The following is an 18,067-nucleotide window of genomic DNA, read 5'->3' on the forward strand; positions in this document are numbered from 1 at the left end:
GCGCTCGTGGCTGGGAGCTAGCCGGAGCATGGCTCCCGCCCCCGCGTATCGTTCGGGTCGCCTGCTCAGTCTTGGGAAGGGATGAAGCCGTCGATCACATATACGACACCATTCGAAGCCGCTTTCGAGATATTGGTGAGGTGCGGGGCATCGTCCCCCGCCCCGACCAGAATCTCGCCGCCGACCTTGCGCAGAAGGATCGGCTGTTCCGCCACGCCTTCCAGCTCCAGCGAACCGCCATTCACTTCCAGCGCGGTTTCGAGGTCTTCGCGCGCGATCGCCCCCACCGCGATATGGGTGGTAAGGATCGCGATCACGCCATCACGCCCCTCTTCGCTGCGCAAGAGCTCCAGTTCGCCCTCGGGCAGTTCCTCGAACGCCTCGTTCCGCGGAAGGAAGATCGTGTAGGCACCGGCGCCCTCGAAGGGGTCTTCCAGCTCGGCATTGCCGATCACCTCGCTCGCGATGGACAGCTCGTCGATCGTGCCGATCATGGCGCCAAGCGTGCTGTCGCCGGCACGTGCGGCGGCCTGCGCCGTCTCGCCCGCCTCATCCGGATCGCCGCATCCCGCAAGCATCAGGCTCAGCGCACCGAGCAGGGGCACGATCGTACTTCTCATCGTCGTCCTCATATCAAGACAGCGGTCGCAGGGGCGACCAGACTGGTCCGCAGGTTGGCCTCATATACATCGCCGTCGCTTTCGCGATAGAGCATCTCAGGCGGTTAACGCACAATGGACAGACCCCATGCGCCGTGCCGAAAGACAGCGAATTGGCACGCGGCCATGTTCGACGATGGAAAAGCGCAGAAAAAAGGGCCGCGGGGCGATGACCGGCGGCCCTTCTGCCAAAGATGCGACACGATCACTCGCCCGGCGGGATCAGCCCGTCGATCATGTAGATCACCCCGTTCGATGCGGCGACCGCCTCTCCGATGAGCTGCGGAGAATCGCCACCGCCGATCGCGATCTCACCATCGATTTCTCGAATGTCGATCGGCGGATCGGCCACACTGGCGAGTTTGATCGCGCCTCCGTTGCGCGCCAGCGCCTGCTCGAGATCGCCGTGCGAAATCGCGCCGACCGCAATATGGCGGCGCAACAGGGCGATCAGTTCGGGACGCCCCTCCTCGCTTTTCAGCCGGTCGAGATCCTCCTGCGGGAGGGCGCCGAACGCCTCGTTGCTCGGCAGGAACAAAGTATAGGCCCCGACCCCGACGAAGGTGGTGTCCAGACCCGCAGACCTGATCAGGTCGTGCGCGGTGGAGACCTCTTCGATCTCGCCGAGCGTGGCATACAGGCGGCTCGGCCCGGCTTGCGCGGTGGCATCCACCGGATCGGCTTCGGCTTCTGCCGGGTCGCCGCAGGCTGCCAGCGGCAGGGCGAGAGACAGCGACACGAATGCCGCCCCAAGATGCATCTTCATATTCGCCCCCTCAGGTCAGCAGATCGATCACGGCAGCGACGACGCGGGTCTCGGGATCGGCCCGGTACACGTAACCATCGCTGTATCGGTACATGGCATCCGGACCGTCGCGATAGCGATCCCGGTACTGGTAGGGCACGTTGTAGACCTCGTAACCAGAGGGAAGTGGCTGGCCCACCGAGATATCGTCGCCCGTCAACAGGGCTGCTATCCCGGTGATCGCACGATCCTCGGGGTCGACCGAGAACAGCGTGCGGTCCGCGTAGTAATAACGGTTGTCCGGCTCTTGGCCGAAATAGCTGCCGTAATAGGCTGGCGCGCGATAATTCTCGTAGGAAGAAGGCCACTGGTTGCCCCCGAAGAGTGCACCGCCGACGAGGGGGATCAGGCTTTCGATCAGGCCGCCGCCCGCCGGGCGATAGGCATAGCCGTCGTAATACTGCCAGTCGTCGCTAGCGAAGCGCGAATCGGCGGATCGGTAATAATCGCCGAAGCGATTGTCGCCGAGCTTCTTCGCCTGGCCGGGCGGCTGGCATCCATTGTTCTTCTTGGCGAGTCCGGGCGGGCAGAAGCCGCGAACGCCGCGGTCGCCGCGATCATATTCGTCCAAGGCGCGGCGGACCTCATCGCCCTTGACCGCATCGGCCACGCGACCCGCTCCGCGATCGATCCGCTGCTCCACTTCGCGCTCGACCCGGTCGCGGATCGCGGCGCCATTTGCGTTCGCGTTGCCATTGACGCGCTGAGCGACCGGCGACCCGCCATTGCCGCGGTTGGCGTTGCCGTTGCCACGCATGGCAGGCGGCCCGCCACGCGCGTTGGCGACATTGCCGTTGGCGCGCCCATTGCCATTGCCGTTGCCGGGATTGGCCTTGGCCCCGGGATTGCCATTGCCATTTCCGTTTCCGTTACCTTGGGCAAGAAGCGGCACCGAAAGCGCGAGAGCGAGAGCGCTCGTCGCTGCGATTGCGATACGCATGTTGTTTCTCCTTGGAAAAACAAACATTCAGCAGTGTCTGGGGTTCCGGTGCGCTGGCCATGGCCTAGCAAAAGGGCCGCGCGGGTTGCCCCGGCGGCCCTCATGAAATCTGGATATCGACCCCGCGTTTACGCGTTTTCGAAGTCGTCCTCGTCGGCCATCACCGGGCCGCTGTCCTGGCCCTTGGCGTCTTCGTCGCGGTCGACGAATTCGATGATCGCCAGCTGCGCGCTGTCCGAAGCGCGGTAGCCCGCCTTGATGATGCGGACGTAACCGCCGTTGCGGTCCGAATAACGCTCCGCCAGAACGTCGAACAGCTTCTTCAACTGCGTTTCGTCCTGCAGGCGGCCCATCGCGAGGCGACGGTTGGAAAGCCCGCCGCGCTTGGCGAGCGTCACCAGCTTCTCGACATAGGGGCGCAGTTCCTTCGCCTTGGGAAGCGTGGTCAGGATCTGCTCATGCTTGATCAGCGCGGCCGACATGTTGCGGAACAGGGCCGTGCGGTGGCCCGACTTGCGGCTCAGCTTACGCTGCGAAATTCCGTGACGCATTCTCTTTTCCTTCGTTTGTAAGGGGCCCGTACGAGGTAGCCCGGTACTGGCGGCGCTTCGGGTGCGCCGCCGGAACCCGTGTTAGCCGAGAAGTTCCTGTTCGAGCTTCTTGGCCATTTCCTCGATGTTCTCCGGCGGCCAGCCCGGGATGTCCATCCCGAGGCGCAGGCCCATGCTGGAGAGCACTTCCTTGATCTCGTTGAGCGACTTGCGGCCGAAGTTCGGCGTGCGCAGCATCTCGGCTTCGGTCTTCTGGACCAGATCGCCGATATAGATGATGTTGTCGTTCTTGAGGCAGTTGGCCGAACGCACCGAGAGTTCCAGTTCGTCGACCTTCTTGAGGAGGTAACGGTTGAGCTGGTTGGCGTCCGATTCCTGAGGTTCTGCAGCCATCCCGATCATCGGGCTCGACGGCTGCGGAATGCCATCCTCGAAGTGGACGAACAGCGTCAGCTGGTCCTGCAGGATGCGCGCGGCATAGGCCACGGCGTCTTCAGGGGTGACGGTACCATCGGTTTCGACCGTCAGGTTGAGCTTGTCGTAGTCCAGTTCCTGGCCGACGCGGGCATTCTCGACCTTGTAGCTGACCTGCTTGATCGGCGAGTAGAGCGAGTCGACCGGGATCAGGCCGATCGGCGCGTCTGCCGGGCGATTCTGCACCGCAGGAACGTAACCCTTACCGATATCGGCGGTCAGTTCCATGTTGAGGTTCGCGCCTTCGTCGAGCTGGCAGATCACGAGATCCTTGTTGAGGATCTCGATGTCACCCGAAACGGCGATGTCGCCCGCCTTCACGGCGCCGGGACCGGTCGCGGAAAGCTGCAGGCGCTTGGGCCCTTCGCCTTCCATCTTGATCGCGATCTGTTTCACGTTGAGGACGATGTCGGTCACGTCCTCGCGCACACCCGCAAGCGAGCTGAACTCGTGCAGCACGTTCTCGATCTTGATCGAGGTGATCGCGGCGCCCTGGAGCGAAGAAAGCAGCACGCGGCGCAGCGCATTGCCGAGCGTCAGGCCGAAGCCACGCTCGAGCGGCTCGGCCACGAAGGTCGCCTTGCGCTTCTTGTCGGAGCCCGTGTCCTTCAGCTCGAGCGAGGTGGGCTTTTTCAGTTCCTGCCAGTTCTTGGTGTTGACGGCCATGGATGTCCCCTAGGAATTCAAGATCGGCTGGGGCCGGGCACTTTGTTGACAAAGTACATGCGGCCCGAAAATTGTCGGCGGCGGGAACGGCTCCCACCGCCCGGCAGGATCAGACGCGGCGCCGCTTGGACGGGCGGACCCCGTTGTGCGGGATCGGCGTGACGTCGCGGATGCTGGTGATGGTGAAACCCACCGCCTGCAGCGCGCGCAGCGCACTTTCGCGGCCCGAACCCGGTCCCTTCACTTCGACTTCGAGCGTACGCACACCGTGTTCGGCGGCCTTCTTGCCCGCGTCGTCGGCAGCGACCTGCGCGGCATAGGGAGTCGACTTGCGGCTGCCCTTGAAGCCCATCATCCCGGCGCTGGACCAGCTGATCGCATTGCCCTGCGCATCGGTGATGGTGATCATGGTGTTGTTGAAGCTGGCGTTCACGTGCGCGACGCCGCTGGAGATGTTTTTCCGCTCGCGGCGCCGGATGCGGCCTGGTTCGCGTGCCATGTGATGTTCCCCTTAAGGAAGATAGACTGAAGAGACTGGAAGCAGCGCCTGGTGGCGCTTACTTCTTCTTGCCGGCGATCGGCTTGGCCTTGCCCTTGCGGGTGCGCGCATTGGTGTGCGTGCGCTGGCCGCGAACGGGCAGACCGGCGCGATGGCGCAGGCCGCGGTAGGAACGAAGGTCCATCAGACGCTTGATGTTCATCGCGGTCTGACGACGCAGGTCGCCTTCTACCGTATGCTCTTCGTCGATCGTTTCACGGATACGCAGCACTTCCTCGTCGGTGAGGTCCTGCACGCGGGTCTTGTGATCGATGCCGAGCTTGTCGGCGATCTCGACGGCCTTGGTGCGGCCGATACCGTGAATATAGGTGAGCGCGATGATCACGCGCTTGTTGGTGGGGATATTGACCCCGGCAATACGAGCCACTTACTTCTCCATGCTCCACAGGGGATAGGTACAGGCGAGCCTGTACGCCCCTATCTCATCGCTCAGTTCATCGACCCGTTGCAGCACCGCTCTTCCGGACGGACGAAAACCGGCAGGTATGACACCAGACCGGTTGCCGGGGAATGCGGATTTGCATTGGATCGGACGAACGCCGCACATAGGGGCGTTGGCGCGCAGCGTCAACAGCTACACGACACAATTCGCGCAGCCTACGGAGACGTGGCGCGCGACTGTGTTACCGGACTGGAAACTACCCCGCTTCGCCGACGCTGTCAAAACCTGACGCCATGCTTTCCCCGTCGATGCGTTCTCGAATCGGAATATTGTCGGCGGAAAGTCTCCGGATATCAGCGCCCCCGCCCCTCCTCGAAGGCCTCGGCTTCCTGCTCGTCCTGCGTATCGGAGTCGTCGCTCGCCGGGCCGAAGGCACTGTCGAATGCACTCGGGCCTTCGGCGTTTTCGCCGAGAGGTCCGCCCAGCGCCTCGGCCAGGCCGAGCGCCTGCTGGCCGATCACGCCATCGACCGCCTTCGAGATCTGCGGAATTTCGAATCGCATCGCCCCGCCGACGATGTATTCCCAGACGATCCGCGTCCCCGCGAGCTCGCCGTCGTCATCCTCGATCGGCTGGAGCGTGATCGTCATCACGCCGTCGACCGGCTCGCTCTGCAACGGGCCGAGCGCGCCGCGCATGCGCAGCACCTTGCGCGGCACGGCCTGCAGCACGCTCATATGCTGCACGCTGCCTTCGAGGCCGGAGGCGTTCTCGCCATCCTCTGCCGGGATCGTCTCGCAGAAACATCCACCCGCCTGCGGGGTGAGCGCCAGATTGGCGGCATCGGCGGACCATGTGTGGCTGTCGTTCCACCAGTCGGCGGGCGAAATCAGCGCAAGCCACGCATCGGCAGGCGGCACGGCTACATCGACCGCATGGCGAGTCACGAAATGCGAATCGGAGGTTTCTGTCACTTCGGCACCGGCGGGCGCGCCGAGCGCGCAGATGGCACAGCATGCGACCAGGGCGGCGCGGACGAAACGGATCATGAAACAGGGCTCCTTCGTTTGCGCCCGCTATTCCATGCGCGGGCGCCAAAGGAAACCTCTGCTGCGGCGATGCTATTTCAGCAGCGAGTCGATGCTGGCCGAAACCTCTTCGATCGAGCCCATGCCGTCGATGCGGGTCACCAGCTCCCGCTCTTCGTAGTAGGGCAGGATCGGTGCGGTTTCGGAGCGGTAGACGCTCATCCGGTGGCGCACGGTTTCCTCGTTGTCATCGGGGCGCCGCTTGAACTCGGTGCTGCCGCACTTGTCGCACTTGCCCGGCACTTCGGGCTGCTTGTGGCGGTCGTGATAGCCTTCGCCGCACTCGGCGCAGGTGTAGCGGCCGGTGATGCGATCGACGAGCGCTTCCTCGTCGACCTGCAGTTCGACCACGCGGTCGAGCTTGCGCCCGTGCTGCGCCAGCAGCGCGTCGAGCCGTTCGGCCTGCTTGCGGGTGCGCGGATAGCCGTCGAAGATCGCCCCGGTCTCGTCTTCAAGCGCGGTCAGCTCCGCATCGATGAGCGCGGATACGATCTCGTCAGAGACGAGCCCGCCCGCGTCCATGATCGCCTTAGCCTGGCGGCCCACTTCGGTGCCCGCCTTGACGGCCGCGCGCAGCATGTCGCCGGTCGAAAGCTGGCGCATGCCGTACTGCTCGACGAGGCGGTGAGCCTGGGTGCCCTTACCCGCGCCTGGAGGTCCGAGAAGAATGATGTTCATCGCGCGTGTCCCCTGACGCCGCCACGGGCCGCTGGCAAGGGTGTGTGATGGCAGCCCTCCCCAGCTTTCTTCGTGGCACTATCGCATGCGGCCCTTGAGCTTGGCCTTCTTGATGAGGTCGCCGTACTGGTGCGCCAGCAGGTGCGACTGGATCTGGCTGATCGTGTCGACGGTGACGTTCACGACGATCAGCAGGCTGGTGCCACCCAGGAACAGCGGGATGCCGGTCTGTGCGATCATGTATTCGGGCAGCACGCACACCAGCGTGAGGTAGGCTGCGCCGACCACGGTGATGCGCGTCAGCACGTAATCGAGATATTCCGACGTCCGCTTGCCCGGACGGATACCCGGAATGAACCCGCCATTCTTCTTCAGGTTCTCCGCCGTCTCCTCCGGGTTGAACACAACCGCGGTGTAGAAGAAGCAGAAGAACACGATCAGCACTGCATAGAGCAGCATGTAGATCGGCTGGCCGTGCTGGAGGTAGAAGTTCAGCGTGTTGATCGTCTGCCCGGCGGTGCTGTCCGGATCGACCGAATTGCCCGCGAACTGGCTGATCGTCAGCGGCAGCAGCAGCAGCGAACTCGCGAAGATCGGCGGGATCACGCCCGCGGTGTTGATCTTAAGCGGCAGGTGGCTGCGATCCGCCTGCATCATCCCGCGCTGCGTGGCGCGCTTGGGATACTGGATCAGCAGGCGGCGCTGCGCGCGTTCCATGAAGCTGATGAACAGGATCAGGCCGACGATCATCACGATGAAGCCGATGATGATTCCGGCGCTGATCGCACCGGTCCGGCCACCCTCGAACATGTTGCTCGCAAAGCTGGGGAACTGGGCGACGATGCCCGCCATGATGATCAGCGAAACGCCGTTGCCAATGCCGCGCGCGGTGATCTGCTCGCCGATCCACAGCAGCAGCATGGTGCCGCCGACGAGGCTGATGACCGATCCGATGCGGAACATGATGCCCGGATCGATGACCGCCTGAAGCCCGCTTTGCGCGCCATAGCTTTCAAGCCCGGTGGCGAGGAAGTAGCCCTGGATGACGCACAGGAAGACGGTGCCGTAGCGGGTGTACTGGTTGAGCTTCTGGCGCCCGGTCGCGCCTTCCTTCTTCAGCGCCATCAGCGTGGGATGCAGGGCCGAGGCCATCTGCACCACGATCGAGGCGGTAATGTAGGGCATCACGCCGAGCGCGATGAGGCTCATCCGCTCCAGGCTGCCGCCCGAAAAGGTGTTGAACAGGTCGAGCACGCCGCCGCGCGTCTGGTCGTAGAGATCGCCCAGGATCTGCGGGTTGACCCCCGGCAGCGGCACGAAGCTCAGAAAACGGAAAACGATCAGCGCCACAACCGTGAACCAGATGCGCTGGCGCAGCTCGGTCGCCTTGGAAAAGTTCGCAAGGCTGAGGTTGGACGCGATATTATCGGCGCGTGATGCCATGGGAAATCATCGATCCTGCATTAGTCGGCGACCCCCGGTCGCCCCCGTCGCGCAGTAGATAGGGTGCGGGCCGGTCCTTGTCGAACCCCCCGCACCCCAAATGCTTGTCAGTCGGCTTTTTTGCCCGACTTCGCGGCCTTGTTCGCTTCGGCGCGGGCCGCCTTCTTCTCAGCTTCGGGCTGGGCAGCCGCGATCACTTCGACCTTGCCGCCGGCCTTCTCGACCGCTTCGATCGCGCCCTTCGACGCGCCGGCAACCTTGAAGGTGACCTTCGCGGTCAGCTCGCCTTTGCCGAGCAGGCGGACACCGTCCTTGCCGCCCCGAGCGAGGCCTGCGGCCTTGAGCGCTTCGTGGTCGAGCGTCTTCTTCGCGTCGAGCTTCTTGGCGTCGATGAACTTCTGGACCATGCCCAGGTTCACTTCGGCGAAGTCCTTGGCGAAGGGATTGTTGAAGCCGCGCTTCGGGATCCGCATGTGGAGCGGCATCTGGCCGCCTTCGAAGCCCTTGATCGCGACGCCTTCACGGCTCTTCTGGCCCTTCTGGCCGCGTGCCGCGGTCTTGCCCTTGCCCGAGCCGATGCCCCGGCCCACACGCATGCGGGACTTGCGGGCGCCTTCGTTGTCGCGGATTTCGTTAAGTTTGTAAGCCATAGTGCACTCGCTTTCGCTTTTCTTCGCGCTGATGAAAATGGAAACGGCCCGCTACTATGAGCGGGCCGCCGCCGTCAATTGCTGTCGCGGGGGCGTTTAGCCCTCGACCACCTCGACCATGTGCGGCAGCTTTGCGATCGCGCCGCGCACTTCGGGGGTATCTTCCAGTTCGACCACCCGGTGCATCTTGCCCAGGCCCAGGCCGATCAGGATTTTCTTCTGGCTCTCGGGCCGCCGGATGGGCGAGCCGATCTGCTTGAGCTTGATCTTGGCCATCGTGTTTACTCCACTACCGCCGCGGCTTCCGCCTCGACTTCGGCTTCGCTCGCGCCCGGGTTACCGCGCGAAAGCAGGTCTGCAACCTTCTTGCCCCGACGCTGAGCCACCGACTTCGGCGAGCTCTGGTTCTGGAGCGCGGCGAAGGTCGCACGGATCATGTTGTAGGGGTTCGAGGTGCCGACCGACTTGGTCACCACGTCCGACACGCCCAGGCTTTCGAACACGGCGCGCATCGGACCGCCGGCGATGATGCCGGTACCCGGAGGCGCGGTGCGCACGGTCACCTTGCCCGCACCGAAACGGCCCTTGCCGTCGTGGTGCAGCGTGCGACCTTCCTTGAGCGCGACGCGGACCATGCTCTTGCGGGCCTCGGCGCTCGCCTTGCTGATCGCCTCGGGCACTTCGCGGGCCTTGCCCTTGCCGAAGCCGACGCGGCCCTGGCCGTCGCCGACCACCACGAGCGCGGCGAAACCGAAGCGCTTACCGCCCTTCACGGTCTTCGAGACGCGGTTGATGTGCACCAGCTTCTCGATGATGCCGTCGTCTTCTTCCTCGCGCTTGCCCCGACGATCGTCGCGACCGCGGCCACGACCGCGGCCACCGCGATCACCGCCACCGCGATTGTCACGGCCACCACGGCCCTGACGTTCGCCCTGCTGGGTTCTGGGCTGACCTTCGGCACCCTGCGCGGGGCTCTGGTTGTCGGCGGCTTCCGAAGGCGTGTCGGCGATCGCCGGCTCTTCCTTCTTCACCGCATGCTCGGTTTCCGCTTCGGCGACGCCGGACGCGGCCTTCGCAGCCGCAACCTCGGGCGTTTCGGGAACGCCGGGAGCCTGCTCGGGCGTCACTTCGGTGTCGGTCTTCTTGTCGTCAGCCATCATCAGAACTCCAGCCCGCCTTCGCGAGCGGCATCGGCCAGCGCCTTGACGCGGCCATGGAACAGGAACCCGCCGCGATCGAACACGACCGTGGTGACGCCCGCCTTCTTGGCGGCATCGGCGATGTTCGAACCGACCGTCTTGGCGGCATCGATATTCGCGGTCGAGCCATTCACACCCAGCGTCGAGGCGCTGGCGAGCGTCTTGCCCGCAGCATCGTCGATGATCTGCGCATAGATGTGCTTGCCGGTACGGTGGACCGACAGGCGCGGCTTGCCGCCCGACTGCTTGCGCAACGCGGTGCGCACGCGCTGGCGGCGGCGTTCAAAGAGAGAAAGCTTTGCCATCTTACTTCTTCTTCCCTTCCTTGCGGAAGATATACTCGCCCTGGTACTTGATGCCCTTGCCCTTGTAGGGTTCGGGCTTGCGCCAGCGGCGGATTTCGGCGGCGAACTGGCCTACGGACTGCTTGTCGATCCCGCTGATGTTGATCGTGGTCTGATCGGGCGTTTCCACCGTCAGGCCTTCGGGCACATCGAGGTCGACATCGTGCGAATAGCCGAGCTGAAGCTTGAGCTTCTTGCCATGCGCCTGGGCACGATAACCGACACCGGAGATCTGCAGCGTCTTGGTGAAGCCTTCGGTCACGCCGTCGACCAGGTTCTGCACCAGCGTGCGCTGCATGCCCCAGTGGCTGCGCGCGGGCTTGGTGTCGTTCACCGGATCGACCGCGATCGTGCCGTCTTCCAGCTTGTAGGACACGAGGTCCGACAGGCCCATGGTGAGCGTGCCCTTGGGGCCCTTCACCGACAGGATGCCGTTGTCGATCTTGGCCTCGACCCCGCTGGGGATCGCGACCGGGCGTTTGCCAATGCGGCTCATCAGAACACCTCCGCCAGCACTTCGCCACCGACGTTCTGGCTGCGCGCTTCCGCATCGGAGAGCACGCCGCGCGGCGTCGAGACGATCGTGATGCCAAGGCCGTTGCGCACAGTCGGCAGCTCGCGGCTGGCCGAATAGATGCGACGGCCCGGCTTGGACACGCGGGCGACATGCTTGATCGCAGGTTCGCCTTCGAAATATTTCAGTTCGATCCGCAGCGCCTTGTGCTTGCCGCTGTCGTCTTCGCTGTAGCCACGAATGTAACCTTCGCGCTGGAGCACTTCCAGAACGTTCGCGCGCAGCTTGGACGCCGGCGAGAGGACGGAGTCCTTCTTCGCCTGCTGGCCGTTGCGGATGCGGGTGAGCATGTCACCCAGGGGATCGGTCATAGCCATCTATCGATTCCTCACCAGCTCGACTTGGTCAGGCCAGGGATAAGACCCTTGTTGCCCAGATTCCGCAGTTCGATACGGTTGATGCCGAACTTGCGGTAATAGCCGCGCGGGCGACCAGTGGTGGAGCAGCGGTTGCGGACCCGCGTGGGGTTCGCGTTGCGCGGGATTTCGGCCATCTTCAGACGCGCGATCAGACGCTCGCCGTCGTCGAGCGAGGTGTCGTCCGCAATCGCCTTCAGCTTCGCGTACTTGTCCGCGTACTTCTTCACGAGAGCCTTGCGCTTCTCGTTCTTGTTGATGGAACTCAGTTTCGCCATTGGACTTAAGCTCTCTTCGTTTCTTGCGTCATGGGGAAGCGGCTCACGCCGCTTCCTTCTCTTCGTCGGCCTTTGCTTCGGCCGGGAACGGGAAACCGAACAGGCGAAGCAGTTCGCGTGCTTCCTCGTCGGTCTTCGCGGTGGTGGTCACGATGATATCCATGCCCCGGACCTTCTCGATCTGGTCGTAGGAAATCTCGGGGAAGATGATCTGCTCCTTCAGGCCCATGGCGTAGTTGCCACGGCCGTCGAAGCTCTTCGGGTTGAGACCACGGAAGTCGCGGATGCGCGGCATCGCGACCGTCACCAGACGGTCGAGGAATTCGTACATCCGGTCGCGCCGCAGCGTGACCTTGCAGCCGATCGGCATGCCTTCACGCAGCTTGAACTGTGCGATCGACTTCTTGGCCTTGGTGATGACGGGCTTCTGGCCCGCGATCAGCGCCATTTCCTCGGCTGCGGTCTGGACCTTCTTCTTGTCCTGGCTCGCTTCGCCCACGCCCATGTTGAGCGTGATCTTTTCGAGCCGCGGCACTTCGAGACGGTTCTTGTAGCCGAACTTCTCGGTCATCGCCTTGACGATCTGCTCGTCGTAGCGGGCCTTCATGCGGGGGGTATAATCAGCCATCGATGGTCTCTCCGGACTTGACGGCGACGCGCACTTTCTTGCCGTCGCGTTCCTCGATGCGCACGCGGGTGGGCGCGCCGTCCTTGGGATCGGCGACCGCGACCTTCGCGATGTGCATCGGCGCTTCGTAGCGGTCGATCCCGCCCTGCGGATTGGTCTGCGAGGGCTTGCGGTGACGGGCGATCATGTTGACGCCTTCCACCACGACCTTGCCGTCCTTCGGCAGGACCTTGGCGACCGTACCGGTCTTGCCCTTGTCCTTGCCCGAAAGCACGACGACGCTGTCGCCCTTCTTGATCTTCGCCATGCCCATTACAGCACCTCCGGTGCGAGCGAGATGATCTTCATGAAGCCGCGGCCACGCAGTTCGCGCACCACCGGCCCGAAGATACGGGTGCCGATCGGCTCTTCGCTCTTGTTCACGAGTACGGCCGCGTTGGAGTCGAAGCGGATCACGCTGCCATCGGGGCGGCGCACATCCTTGCGGGTCCGCACGATCACCGCGCGGTGAACGTCGCCCTTCTTCACTTTGGCACGCGGCTGGGCTTCCTTCACGGAAACCACGATCACGTCCCCGACACTCGCGAAACGACGCTTAGAGCCGCCCAGCACCTTGATGCACTGGACGCGCTTTGCGCCGCTGTTGTCCGCGACGTCGAGATTGGACTGCATCTGGATCATCGATCCGGTTCCTTCTCATTGGCCTGCCGGAATCGATCCGGCGGTTCCTTCGTCTAATTCGTTCTCAGCTGCCGTTGGGACAGCTGCGATTGGGTCAGCTGTTGCTGGCGTCCGCGGCTTCCACGTCCAGGTCGGCATCGACCGCCTGCACGCCGCCCGCGACGACCCGGTCCTTCACGGCCCAGGTCTTGGTCTTCGAGATCGGCTTGGTTTCCTCGATCCGCACGACGTCGCCGAGTTCGTACTCGTTCTTCTCGTCATGGGCGTGGTACTTCTTCGAACGACGGATGATCTTCCCGTAGAGCGGGTGCTTCACCTTCCGTTCGACCAGCACGGTCACGGTCTTGTCGGTCTTGGTGGAGGTGACCGTACCGATCAGAATACGTTTTGGCATGGTCTGCTCCTTACGCCGTTTTCTTGTCTGCGGCGGCGCGGGTGCGCTCGTTCTGCAGCGTCTTGATGCGCGCGATCGTGCGGCGGACTTCCTGGACCCGGGCCGGACGCTCGAGCTGGTTGGTCGCGGCCTGGAAGCGCAGGTTGAAAGCTTCGCGCTTGAGCTCGGTAAGCTCGGCGGTCAGCTGGTCGTCGCTCTTGGCGCGGAGATCTTCGGTGGTGCTCACTTATTCGCCTTTCAGATGCGACTGGTCGCCGAGCCGGGCAACGACCTTGGTCTTGATTGGCAGTTTCATGGCGGCACGTTCGAAGGCTTCGGCGGCCAGCGGACCGGACACACCGTCGAGTTCGAACAGGATGCGGCCCGGCTTCACGCGCGCGGCCCAGTATTCGACCGAACCCTTGCCCTTACCCTGCCGGACTTCGGCAGGCTTCTTGGACACGGGCACGTCGGGGAACACGCGGATCCAGAGGCGCCCCTGGCGCTTCATGTGACGCGTGATCGCACGGCGCGCGGCCTCGATCTGGCGAGCGGTGATCCGCTCGGGTTCCATCGCCTTCAGCCCGTAAGAGCCGAAGTTCAGTTCGGTACCGCCCTTGGCATTGCCATGGATGCGGCCCTTGAAGGCCTTGCGATACTTGGTTCGTTTGGGTTGCAGCATGGTTCTTTCCTAATCCTGCAATCAGCGCGCCGGACGCACGCCGGAAGTCTGCGCTTCCATCATCAGGCGGTCCTGCGCGGTCGGATCATGGGCGAGAATCTCGCCCTTGAAGATCCAGCACTTGATGCCGATGATGCCGTAAGCGGTCAGCGCTTCGGCTTCGGCATAGTCGACATTGGCGCGCAGCGTGTGAAGCGGAACGCGGCCTTCGCGATACCATTCCACACGGGCGATTTCGGCACCGCCGAGACGGCCGCCGCAGGTGATCCGGATGCCTTCGGCACCCAGGCGCAGCGCGGACTGCACGGCGCGCTTCATCGCACGGCGGAAGGCCACACGGCGCACCAGCTGGTCGGCAATGCCCTGCGCGACGAGCTTCGCGTCGATTTCCGGCTTGCGGATCTCGACGATGTTCAGCTTCACTTCGCTTTCGGTCATCGTCGCGAGCTTGGAGCGCAGCTTCTCGATGTCCGCACCCTTCTTGCCGATGATGACACCGGGGCGCGCGGCATAGATCGAGATGCGGCACAGCTTGGCCGGACGTTCGATCACCACCTTCGAGATCGCGGCCTGCGGCAGCGAGTTCACGATGTGCTTGCGGATCTCGATGTCTTCCTTGAGCAGCTTGGCATAGTCGCGCCCTTCGGCGTACCAGCGGCTGTCCCAGGTGCGGTTGATCTGCAGGCGCAGACCGATCGGATTGCTCTTCTGACCCATCTTACGCTTCCTCTTGCTCGCGCACGACGATGCGCAGGCGGCTGAAGGGCTTCAGGATGCGGGTCGACTTGCCGCGACCGCGCGTCATGAACCGCTTCATGGTGATCGATTTGCCGACGCTGGCTTCGGCCACCACGAGGGCGTCCACATCCAGATCGTGGTTGTTCTCGGCATTGGCGATCGCGGAGGCGAGCACCTTGCTCGCATCCTTGGCCATCGCCTTCTTCGAAAAGGCGAGGATGTTCATCGCCTCTTCTGCCTTCTTGCCACGGATCAGCTCGGCAACGAGGTTCAGCTTCTGGGCCGACCCACGGATCGTGGTGCCGACGGCCAGCGCCTCGTTATCGGCGACGCGGCGGGGAGCCTTCTGCTTGCTCATCAGCGCTTGCCTTTCTTGTCGGCGGCGTGACCCGGGAAGGTGCGCGTGGGCGCGAATTCACCGAGCTTGTGGCCGACCATCTCTTCCGAGACAGACACGGGGATAAACTTGTGACCGTTGTAGACGTTGAACGTCAGCCCAACGAACTGCGGCAGGATGGTGGAGCGGCGCGACCAGGTCTTGATCGGCGCGGTGCTGGTCTTTTCCTGTGCGTCCTCTGCCTTCTTGAGAAGGCTGAGTTCCACGAACGGACCCTTCCAAACGGAACGTGCCATTGTCGCTTACCTCTTCTTCTTCGCATGGCGCGAACGGATGATCATCTTGTCCGTCTGCTTGTTCTTGCGGGTACGGGCGCCCTTGGTCGGCTTGCCCCACGGCGTCACCGGGTGGCGACCACCCGAGGTACGGCCCTCACCACCACCATGGGGGTGATCGACCGGGTTCTTGGCGACACCGCGCGTCAGCGGACGGCGGCCCTTCCAGCGGGTGCGACCGGCCTTCGCGAAGTTCTGGTTCGCGTTGTCCGGGTTCGAGACCGCACCGACCGTGCCCATGCAATCGGACCGCAGGTAGCGCTGCTCGCCCGAGTTCAGGCGGATGATGACCATGCCGCGGTCGCGACCGACCAGCTGCACGTAGGCACCTGCCGAACGCGCGAGCTGACCGCCCTTGCCCGGCTTCATCTCCACATTGTGGATGATGGTGCCGACAGGCATGTTGCCCAGCGGCATCGCGTTGCCCGGCTTGGTGTCGACCTTCTCGCCCGCGATCACCTTGTCGCCGACGGCAAGCCGCTGCGGCGCGATGATGTAGGCCAGCTCGTCGTCGGCGTACTTGATGAGCGCGATGAAGGCGGTGCGGTTGGGATCATATTCGATCCGCTCCACGGTGCCTTCGACGTCCCACTTGCGACGCTTGAAGTCGATGTAGCGATACTTCTGCTTGTGACCGCCCGCGATCCCGCGGCTGGTCACGTGGCCCTTGTTGTTGCGGCCGCCCGTCTTGCGCTTGCCTTCGGTAAGCGCCTTGACCGGCTTGCCCTTGTAGAGGCCCGACTTGTCGACCAGGATCAGGCCGCGACGGGCCGGGCTGGTCGGCTTGTAGTTCTTGAGTGCCATGGTTCTGTCCTAGCTCCTCAGACGCCGCTCGTGACGTCGATGGAATCGCCGTCCTTGAGAGTGACGATCGCCTTCTTCATGTCGTTGCGACGATAGGGCTTGCCCCGCCAGCGCTTGACCTTGCCCTTGGTGACGATGGTGTTCACACCGGTCACCTTCACGTCGAACAGCGCTTCGACCGCTTCGCGGATCTGCGGCTTCGTGGCGTCGTTCGACACCTTGAAGACCACCGCGTTGTTCTCGCTCGCGAGAGTCGCCTTCTCGGTGATGTGCGGCGCGAGGATCACGTCGTAGTGCCGCGCGTCGATTTCCTGCTTCTTAGCCATTGAAACGCGCCTCCAGCTTTTCGACCGCGTCCTTGGTGAGGACCAGCGTGTCGTGCTTCAGAATGTCGTAGACATTGGCACCCATCGCCGGGATCACGTTGACGCCCGGCAGGTTGCCCGCCGCCATCCGGAAACCGTCGTTGACACTCTCGCCATCGATGAAGAGCACCTTGCCGTTGTAGCCCGCCTTGTCGAACTGACCCTTGAGGGCCTTCGTCTTGGCGTCCTTCAGCTCGAGGCTGTCGACGATCACGAGGCCGTCCTTGGCCTTGCTCGACAGCGCCATGCGCAGGCCGAGCGAGCGGATCTTCTTGTTCAGCGACGGATTGAAGTCGCGCTTGCGCGCACCGTGTGCCTTACCGCCACCGATGAAGATCGGAGCGCCGCGATCGCCATGGCGAGCGCCGCCCGAACCCTTCTGGCGACCGAACTTCTTGCCGGTGCGGGCCACGTCCGAACGCTCACGCGTCGGGCGAGCGGTCGCACGGCGCTTTTCGAGCTGCCACGTGACCACACGGTGGAGGATGTCGGCGCGCGGCTCGACACCGAACACGGCGTCATTGAGCTCGATCTCGCCGGCCTTCCCGCCGTCGATTTTCTGTACCGCGATCTTCACGATCAGGACTCCTTACCCGAATTGTCTGGGCCTTCGGTGCCATCGCTCTCGGCGCCGGCATCCTGCTGTTGCATCAGCTTTTCCTGCTGCTCGGGCGTCACTTCGGTGTGCACTTCGTGCTCAGCGCCGCTCTCGACCAGGCCGGCATCCGCTTCCTCGTGCTCGATCTCGTCGGCATTGCGACGGAGCGCACCGGGGAACGGAGCATCTTCGGGACGCGGAACCTTGACCGCGTCGGCGACCAGCATCCAGCTGTTCTTCGCGCCGGGCACCGAGCCCTTCACGAACAGCAGGCCGCGATCCGAATCCGTACGGACGATCTCGAGGTTCTGCTGCGTGCGCATGCGGTCGCCCATGTGGCCGGCCATCTTCTTGTTCTTGAAGACGCGGCCCGGATCCTGGCGGTTACCGGTCGAACCATGCGAACGGTGCGACAGCGAAACGCCGTGCGTTGCGCGCAAACCACCGAAGCCCCAGCGCTTCATGGCGCCGGCAAAGCCCTTGCCCTGCGTGTAGCCGCTCACGTCGACAAGCTGCCCGGGGATGAAGTGGCCGGCAAGGATCGTCGCGCCGACGGGAAGGAGGCCTTCCTCGTTCTCGACGCGGAATTCCGCGACCTTCATCTTCAGGCCCACTTCCGCCTTGGCGAAAGCTTCGCGCTGCGGCTTGTTGACATTCTTCTGCTTCGCCTCGCCCGAGCCGACCTGGACGGACCAGTAGCCGTCGCGATCGGCGGTGCGGTTGGCGGTGACCTGGCAATTTTCCAGGGCGAGCACGGTCACGGGTACGTGACGTCCGTCCTCCTGGAATAGGCGGGTCATTCCGACCTTCTTGGCGATTACGCCAGTGCGCATCGTAAAACTCCTAAAACAGAGGCACCCCGGCCCATCCGGGGTGCTTG

At 63.7% G+C, this 18,067-nt stretch carries 30 protein-coding genes; all 30 read right to left on the reverse strand.

The window, feature by feature from the left end:
- Positions 1-65: 65 nt before the first annotated feature.
- Positions 66-620 (reverse strand): fasciclin domain-containing protein, encoded by a 555-nt coding sequence (locus DL238_RS14500; RefSeq protein WP_181883967.1) that lies wholly within the window; start codon positions 618-620, stop codon positions 66-68.
- A 244-nt stretch (positions 621-864) separates the two neighbouring features.
- Positions 865-1,425 (reverse strand): fasciclin domain-containing protein, encoded by a 561-nt coding sequence (locus DL238_RS14505; protein ID WP_115493155.1) that lies wholly within the window; start codon positions 1,423-1,425, stop codon positions 865-867.
- A gap of 10 nt (positions 1,426-1,435) precedes the next feature.
- Entirely contained in the window at positions 1,436-2,404 is a 969-nt protein-coding gene (locus DL238_RS14510; RefSeq protein ID WP_115493156.1) for a hypothetical protein, read from the reverse strand.
- Positions 2,405-2,532: 128 nt separating this feature from the next.
- Positions 2,533-2,955, reverse strand: a complete 423-nt coding sequence (gene rplQ / locus DL238_RS14515) for a 50S ribosomal protein L17 (RefSeq protein ID WP_115493157.1) — start codon at positions 2,953-2,955, stop codon at positions 2,533-2,535.
- 81 nt (positions 2,956-3,036) lie between these two features.
- Positions 3,037-4,095, reverse strand: a complete 1,059-nt coding sequence (locus tag DL238_RS14520) for a DNA-directed RNA polymerase subunit alpha (RefSeq protein ID WP_115493158.1) — start codon at positions 4,093-4,095, stop codon at positions 3,037-3,039.
- Positions 4,096-4,204: 109 nt separating this feature from the next.
- The gene (rpsK, locus tag DL238_RS14525) at positions 4,205-4,594 is read right to left on the reverse strand and encodes a 30S ribosomal protein S11 (RefSeq protein WP_010234721.1); all 390 of its coding nucleotides are present in this window, start codon (positions 4,592-4,594) and stop codon (positions 4,205-4,207) included.
- Between the two features lie 58 nt (positions 4,595-4,652).
- On the reverse strand, positions 4,653-5,021 hold the full coding sequence (gene rpsM / locus DL238_RS14530; RefSeq protein WP_029140271.1) for a 30S ribosomal protein S13: 369 nt from the start codon (positions 5,019-5,021) through the stop codon (positions 4,653-4,655).
- 368 nt (positions 5,022-5,389) lie between these two features.
- A complete protein-coding gene (locus DL238_RS14535) occupies positions 5,390-6,085 on the reverse strand; it encodes an SRPBCC family protein (protein ID WP_115493159.1) in 696 nt (231 codons plus the stop codon).
- Between the two features lie 72 nt (positions 6,086-6,157).
- A complete protein-coding gene (locus tag DL238_RS14540; RefSeq protein ID WP_115493160.1) occupies positions 6,158-6,802 on the reverse strand; it encodes an adenylate kinase in 645 nt (214 codons plus the stop codon).
- A 78-nt stretch (positions 6,803-6,880) separates the two neighbouring features.
- On the reverse strand, positions 6,881-8,245 hold the full coding sequence (secY, locus tag DL238_RS14545) for a preprotein translocase subunit SecY (RefSeq protein WP_115493161.1): 1,365 nt from the start codon (positions 8,243-8,245) through the stop codon (positions 6,881-6,883).
- A 107-nt stretch (positions 8,246-8,352) separates the two neighbouring features.
- On the reverse strand, positions 8,353-8,895 hold the full coding sequence (rplO, locus tag DL238_RS14550) for a 50S ribosomal protein L15 (protein ID WP_115493162.1): 543 nt from the start codon (positions 8,893-8,895) through the stop codon (positions 8,353-8,355).
- A 96-nt stretch (positions 8,896-8,991) separates the two neighbouring features.
- Positions 8,992-9,171 (reverse strand): 50S ribosomal protein L30, encoded by a 180-nt coding sequence (gene rpmD / locus DL238_RS14555; protein WP_010234707.1) that lies wholly within the window; start codon positions 9,169-9,171, stop codon positions 8,992-8,994.
- 5 nt (positions 9,172-9,176) lie between these two features.
- Positions 9,177-10,055 (reverse strand): 30S ribosomal protein S5, encoded by an 879-nt coding sequence (gene rpsE, locus DL238_RS14560; RefSeq protein ID WP_181883968.1) that lies wholly within the window; start codon positions 10,053-10,055, stop codon positions 9,177-9,179.
- The gene (gene rplR, locus DL238_RS14565) at positions 10,055-10,399 is read right to left on the reverse strand and encodes a 50S ribosomal protein L18 (RefSeq protein ID WP_115493163.1); all 345 of its coding nucleotides are present in this window, start codon (positions 10,397-10,399) and stop codon (positions 10,055-10,057) included. The genes rpsE and rplR overlap by 1 nt, the downstream gene beginning before the upstream one ends.
- 1 nt (position 10,400) lies before the next feature.
- Entirely contained in the window at positions 10,401-10,934 is a 534-nt protein-coding gene (gene rplF / locus DL238_RS14570; RefSeq protein ID WP_115493164.1) for a 50S ribosomal protein L6, read from the reverse strand.
- Positions 10,934-11,329, reverse strand: a complete 396-nt coding sequence (gene rpsH, locus DL238_RS14575) for a 30S ribosomal protein S8 (protein ID WP_115493165.1) — start codon at positions 11,327-11,329, stop codon at positions 10,934-10,936. Before rpsH ends, rplF begins: the two co-directional genes overlap by 1 nt.
- Before the next feature lie 11 nt (positions 11,330-11,340).
- Positions 11,341-11,646 carry a 30S ribosomal protein S14 gene (gene rpsN, locus DL238_RS14580; protein ID WP_115493166.1) on the reverse strand — a complete coding sequence of 102 codons (306 nt, stop codon included), beginning with the start codon at positions 11,644-11,646 and terminating at the stop codon, positions 11,341-11,343.
- A 43-nt stretch (positions 11,647-11,689) separates the two neighbouring features.
- A complete protein-coding gene (gene rplE, locus DL238_RS14585) occupies positions 11,690-12,274 on the reverse strand; it encodes a 50S ribosomal protein L5 (protein ID WP_115493167.1) in 585 nt (194 codons plus the stop codon).
- Positions 12,267-12,587 (reverse strand): 50S ribosomal protein L24, encoded by a 321-nt coding sequence (gene rplX / locus DL238_RS14590; RefSeq protein ID WP_115493168.1) that lies wholly within the window; start codon positions 12,585-12,587, stop codon positions 12,267-12,269. The genes rplE and rplX overlap by 8 nt, the downstream gene beginning before the upstream one ends.
- The gene (gene rplN / locus DL238_RS14595) at positions 12,587-12,955 is read right to left on the reverse strand and encodes a 50S ribosomal protein L14 (RefSeq protein ID WP_115493169.1); all 369 of its coding nucleotides are present in this window, start codon (positions 12,953-12,955) and stop codon (positions 12,587-12,589) included. Before rplN ends, rplX begins: the two co-directional genes overlap by 1 nt.
- A 94-nt stretch (positions 12,956-13,049) precedes the next feature.
- Complete coding sequence (gene rpsQ, locus DL238_RS14600) at positions 13,050-13,349, reverse strand: 30S ribosomal protein S17 (RefSeq protein WP_115493170.1); 300 nt, start codon at positions 13,347-13,349, stop codon at positions 13,050-13,052.
- A 10-nt stretch (positions 13,350-13,359) separates the two neighbouring features.
- On the reverse strand, positions 13,360-13,575 hold the full coding sequence (gene rpmC / locus DL238_RS14605) for a 50S ribosomal protein L29 (RefSeq protein ID WP_115493171.1): 216 nt from the start codon (positions 13,573-13,575) through the stop codon (positions 13,360-13,362).
- A complete protein-coding gene (rplP, locus tag DL238_RS14610; protein ID WP_115493172.1) occupies positions 13,576-14,010 on the reverse strand; it encodes a 50S ribosomal protein L16 in 435 nt (144 codons plus the stop codon).
- A gap of 21 nt (positions 14,011-14,031) precedes the next feature.
- Positions 14,032-14,727, reverse strand: a complete 696-nt coding sequence (rpsC, locus tag DL238_RS14615) for a 30S ribosomal protein S3 (RefSeq protein WP_115493173.1) — start codon at positions 14,725-14,727, stop codon at positions 14,032-14,034.
- A 1-nt stretch (position 14,728) separates the two neighbouring features.
- Positions 14,729-15,106 (reverse strand): 50S ribosomal protein L22, encoded by a 378-nt coding sequence (gene rplV, locus DL238_RS14620; RefSeq protein WP_115493174.1) that lies wholly within the window; start codon positions 15,104-15,106, stop codon positions 14,729-14,731.
- Positions 15,106-15,381: a 30S ribosomal protein S19 gene (gene rpsS, locus DL238_RS14625; RefSeq protein WP_115493175.1), complete on the reverse strand. Its 276-nt coding sequence runs from the start codon at positions 15,379-15,381 to the stop codon at positions 15,106-15,108. The genes rplV and rpsS overlap by 1 nt, the downstream gene beginning before the upstream one ends.
- Before the next feature lie 6 nt (positions 15,382-15,387).
- Positions 15,388-16,224 carry a 50S ribosomal protein L2 gene (rplB, locus tag DL238_RS14630; protein ID WP_115493176.1) on the reverse strand — a complete coding sequence of 279 codons (837 nt, stop codon included), beginning with the start codon at positions 16,222-16,224 and terminating at the stop codon, positions 15,388-15,390.
- Positions 16,225-16,241: 17 nt separating this feature from the next.
- Positions 16,242-16,550 (reverse strand): 50S ribosomal protein L23, encoded by a 309-nt coding sequence (locus tag DL238_RS14635; RefSeq protein WP_115493177.1) that lies wholly within the window; start codon positions 16,548-16,550, stop codon positions 16,242-16,244.
- On the reverse strand, positions 16,543-17,166 hold the full coding sequence (rplD, locus tag DL238_RS14640) for a 50S ribosomal protein L4 (protein ID WP_115493178.1): 624 nt from the start codon (positions 17,164-17,166) through the stop codon (positions 16,543-16,545). The genes DL238_RS14635 and rplD overlap by 8 nt, the downstream gene beginning before the upstream one ends.
- 2 nt (positions 17,167-17,168) lie before the next feature.
- A complete protein-coding gene (gene rplC / locus DL238_RS14645) occupies positions 17,169-18,020 on the reverse strand; it encodes a 50S ribosomal protein L3 (protein ID WP_115493179.1) in 852 nt (283 codons plus the stop codon).
- Positions 18,021-18,067 lie beyond the last annotated feature (47 nt).

The sequence above is a fragment of the Alteriqipengyuania lutimaris genome, assembly GCF_003363135.1.
GTDB classification, from domain to species: domain Bacteria; phylum Pseudomonadota; class Alphaproteobacteria; order Sphingomonadales; family Sphingomonadaceae; genus Alteriqipengyuania; species Alteriqipengyuania lutimaris.

Excerpts from the sequence above, each read along its gene's own strand:
- DL238_RS14500 (WP_181883967.1), bottom strand. The coding sequence starts at position 620 with ATGAGAAGTACGATCGTGCCCCTGCTCGGTGCGCTGAGCCTGATGCTT.
- DL238_RS14505 (WP_115493155.1), bottom strand. The coding sequence starts at position 1,425 with ATGAAGATGCATCTTGGGGCGGCATTCGTGTCGCTGTCTCTCGCCCTG.
- DL238_RS14510 (WP_115493156.1), bottom strand. The coding sequence starts at position 2,404 with ATGCGTATCGCAATCGCAGCGACGAGCGCTCTCGCTCTCGCGCTTTCG.
- rplQ (WP_115493157.1), bottom strand. The coding sequence starts at position 2,955 with ATGCGTCACGGAATTTCGCAGCGTAAGCTGAGCCGCAAGTCGGGCCAC.
- DL238_RS14520 (WP_115493158.1), bottom strand. The coding sequence starts at position 4,095 with ATGGCCGTCAACACCAAGAACTGGCAGGAACTGAAAAAGCCCACCTCG.
- rpsK (WP_010234721.1), bottom strand. The coding sequence starts at position 4,594 with ATGGCACGCGAACCAGGCCGCATCCGGCGCCGCGAGCGGAAAAACATC.
- DL238_RS14535 (WP_115493159.1), bottom strand. The coding sequence starts at position 6,085 with ATGATCCGTTTCGTCCGCGCCGCCCTGGTCGCATGCTGTGCCATCTGC.
- DL238_RS14540 (WP_115493160.1), bottom strand. The coding sequence starts at position 6,802 with ATGAACATCATTCTTCTCGGACCTCCAGGCGCGGGTAAGGGCACCCAG.
- secY (WP_115493161.1), bottom strand. The coding sequence starts at position 8,245 with ATGGCATCACGCGCCGATAATATCGCGTCCAACCTCAGCCTTGCGAAC.
- rplO (WP_115493162.1), bottom strand. The coding sequence starts at position 8,895 with ATGGCTTACAAACTTAACGAAATCCGCGACAACGAAGGCGCCCGCAAG.
- rpmD (WP_010234707.1), bottom strand. The coding sequence starts at position 9,171 with ATGGCCAAGATCAAGCTCAAGCAGATCGGCTCGCCCATCCGGCGGCCC.
- rpsE (WP_181883968.1), bottom strand. The coding sequence starts at position 10,055 with ATGATGGCTGACGACAAGAAGACCGACACCGAAGTGACGCCCGAGCAG.
- rplR (WP_115493163.1), bottom strand. The coding sequence starts at position 10,399 with ATGGCAAAGCTTTCTCTCTTTGAACGCCGCCGCCAGCGCGTGCGCACC.
- rplF (WP_115493164.1), bottom strand. The coding sequence starts at position 10,934 with ATGAGCCGCATTGGCAAACGCCCGGTCGCGATCCCCAGCGGGGTCGAG.
- rpsH (WP_115493165.1), bottom strand. The coding sequence starts at position 11,329 with ATGGCTATGACCGATCCCCTGGGTGACATGCTCACCCGCATCCGCAAC.
- rpsN (WP_115493166.1), bottom strand. The coding sequence starts at position 11,646 with ATGGCGAAACTGAGTTCCATCAACAAGAACGAGAAGCGCAAGGCTCTC.
- rplE (WP_115493167.1), bottom strand. The coding sequence starts at position 12,274 with ATGGCTGATTATACCCCCCGCATGAAGGCCCGCTACGACGAGCAGATC.
- rplX (WP_115493168.1), bottom strand. The coding sequence starts at position 12,587 with ATGGGCATGGCGAAGATCAAGAAGGGCGACAGCGTCGTCGTGCTTTCG.
- rplN (WP_115493169.1), bottom strand. The coding sequence starts at position 12,955 with ATGATCCAGATGCAGTCCAATCTCGACGTCGCGGACAACAGCGGCGCA.
- rpsQ (WP_115493170.1), bottom strand. The coding sequence starts at position 13,349 with ATGCCAAAACGTATTCTGATCGGTACGGTCACCTCCACCAAGACCGAC.
- rplP (WP_115493172.1), bottom strand. The coding sequence starts at position 14,010 with ATGCTGCAACCCAAACGAACCAAGTATCGCAAGGCCTTCAAGGGCCGC.
- rpsC (WP_115493173.1), bottom strand. The coding sequence starts at position 14,727 with ATGGGTCAGAAGAGCAATCCGATCGGTCTGCGCCTGCAGATCAACCGC.
- rplV (WP_115493174.1), bottom strand. The coding sequence starts at position 15,106 with ATGAGCAAGCAGAAGGCTCCCCGCCGCGTCGCCGATAACGAGGCGCTG.
- rpsS (WP_115493175.1), bottom strand. The coding sequence starts at position 15,381 with ATGGCACGTTCCGTTTGGAAGGGTCCGTTCGTGGAACTCAGCCTTCTC.
- rplB (WP_115493176.1), bottom strand. The coding sequence starts at position 16,224 with ATGGCACTCAAGAACTACAAGCCGACCAGCCCGGCCCGTCGCGGCCTG.
- DL238_RS14635 (WP_115493177.1), bottom strand. The coding sequence starts at position 16,550 with ATGGCTAAGAAGCAGGAAATCGACGCGCGGCACTACGACGTGATCCTC.
- rplC (WP_115493179.1), bottom strand. The coding sequence starts at position 18,020 with ATGCGCACTGGCGTAATCGCCAAGAAGGTCGGAATGACCCGCCTATTC.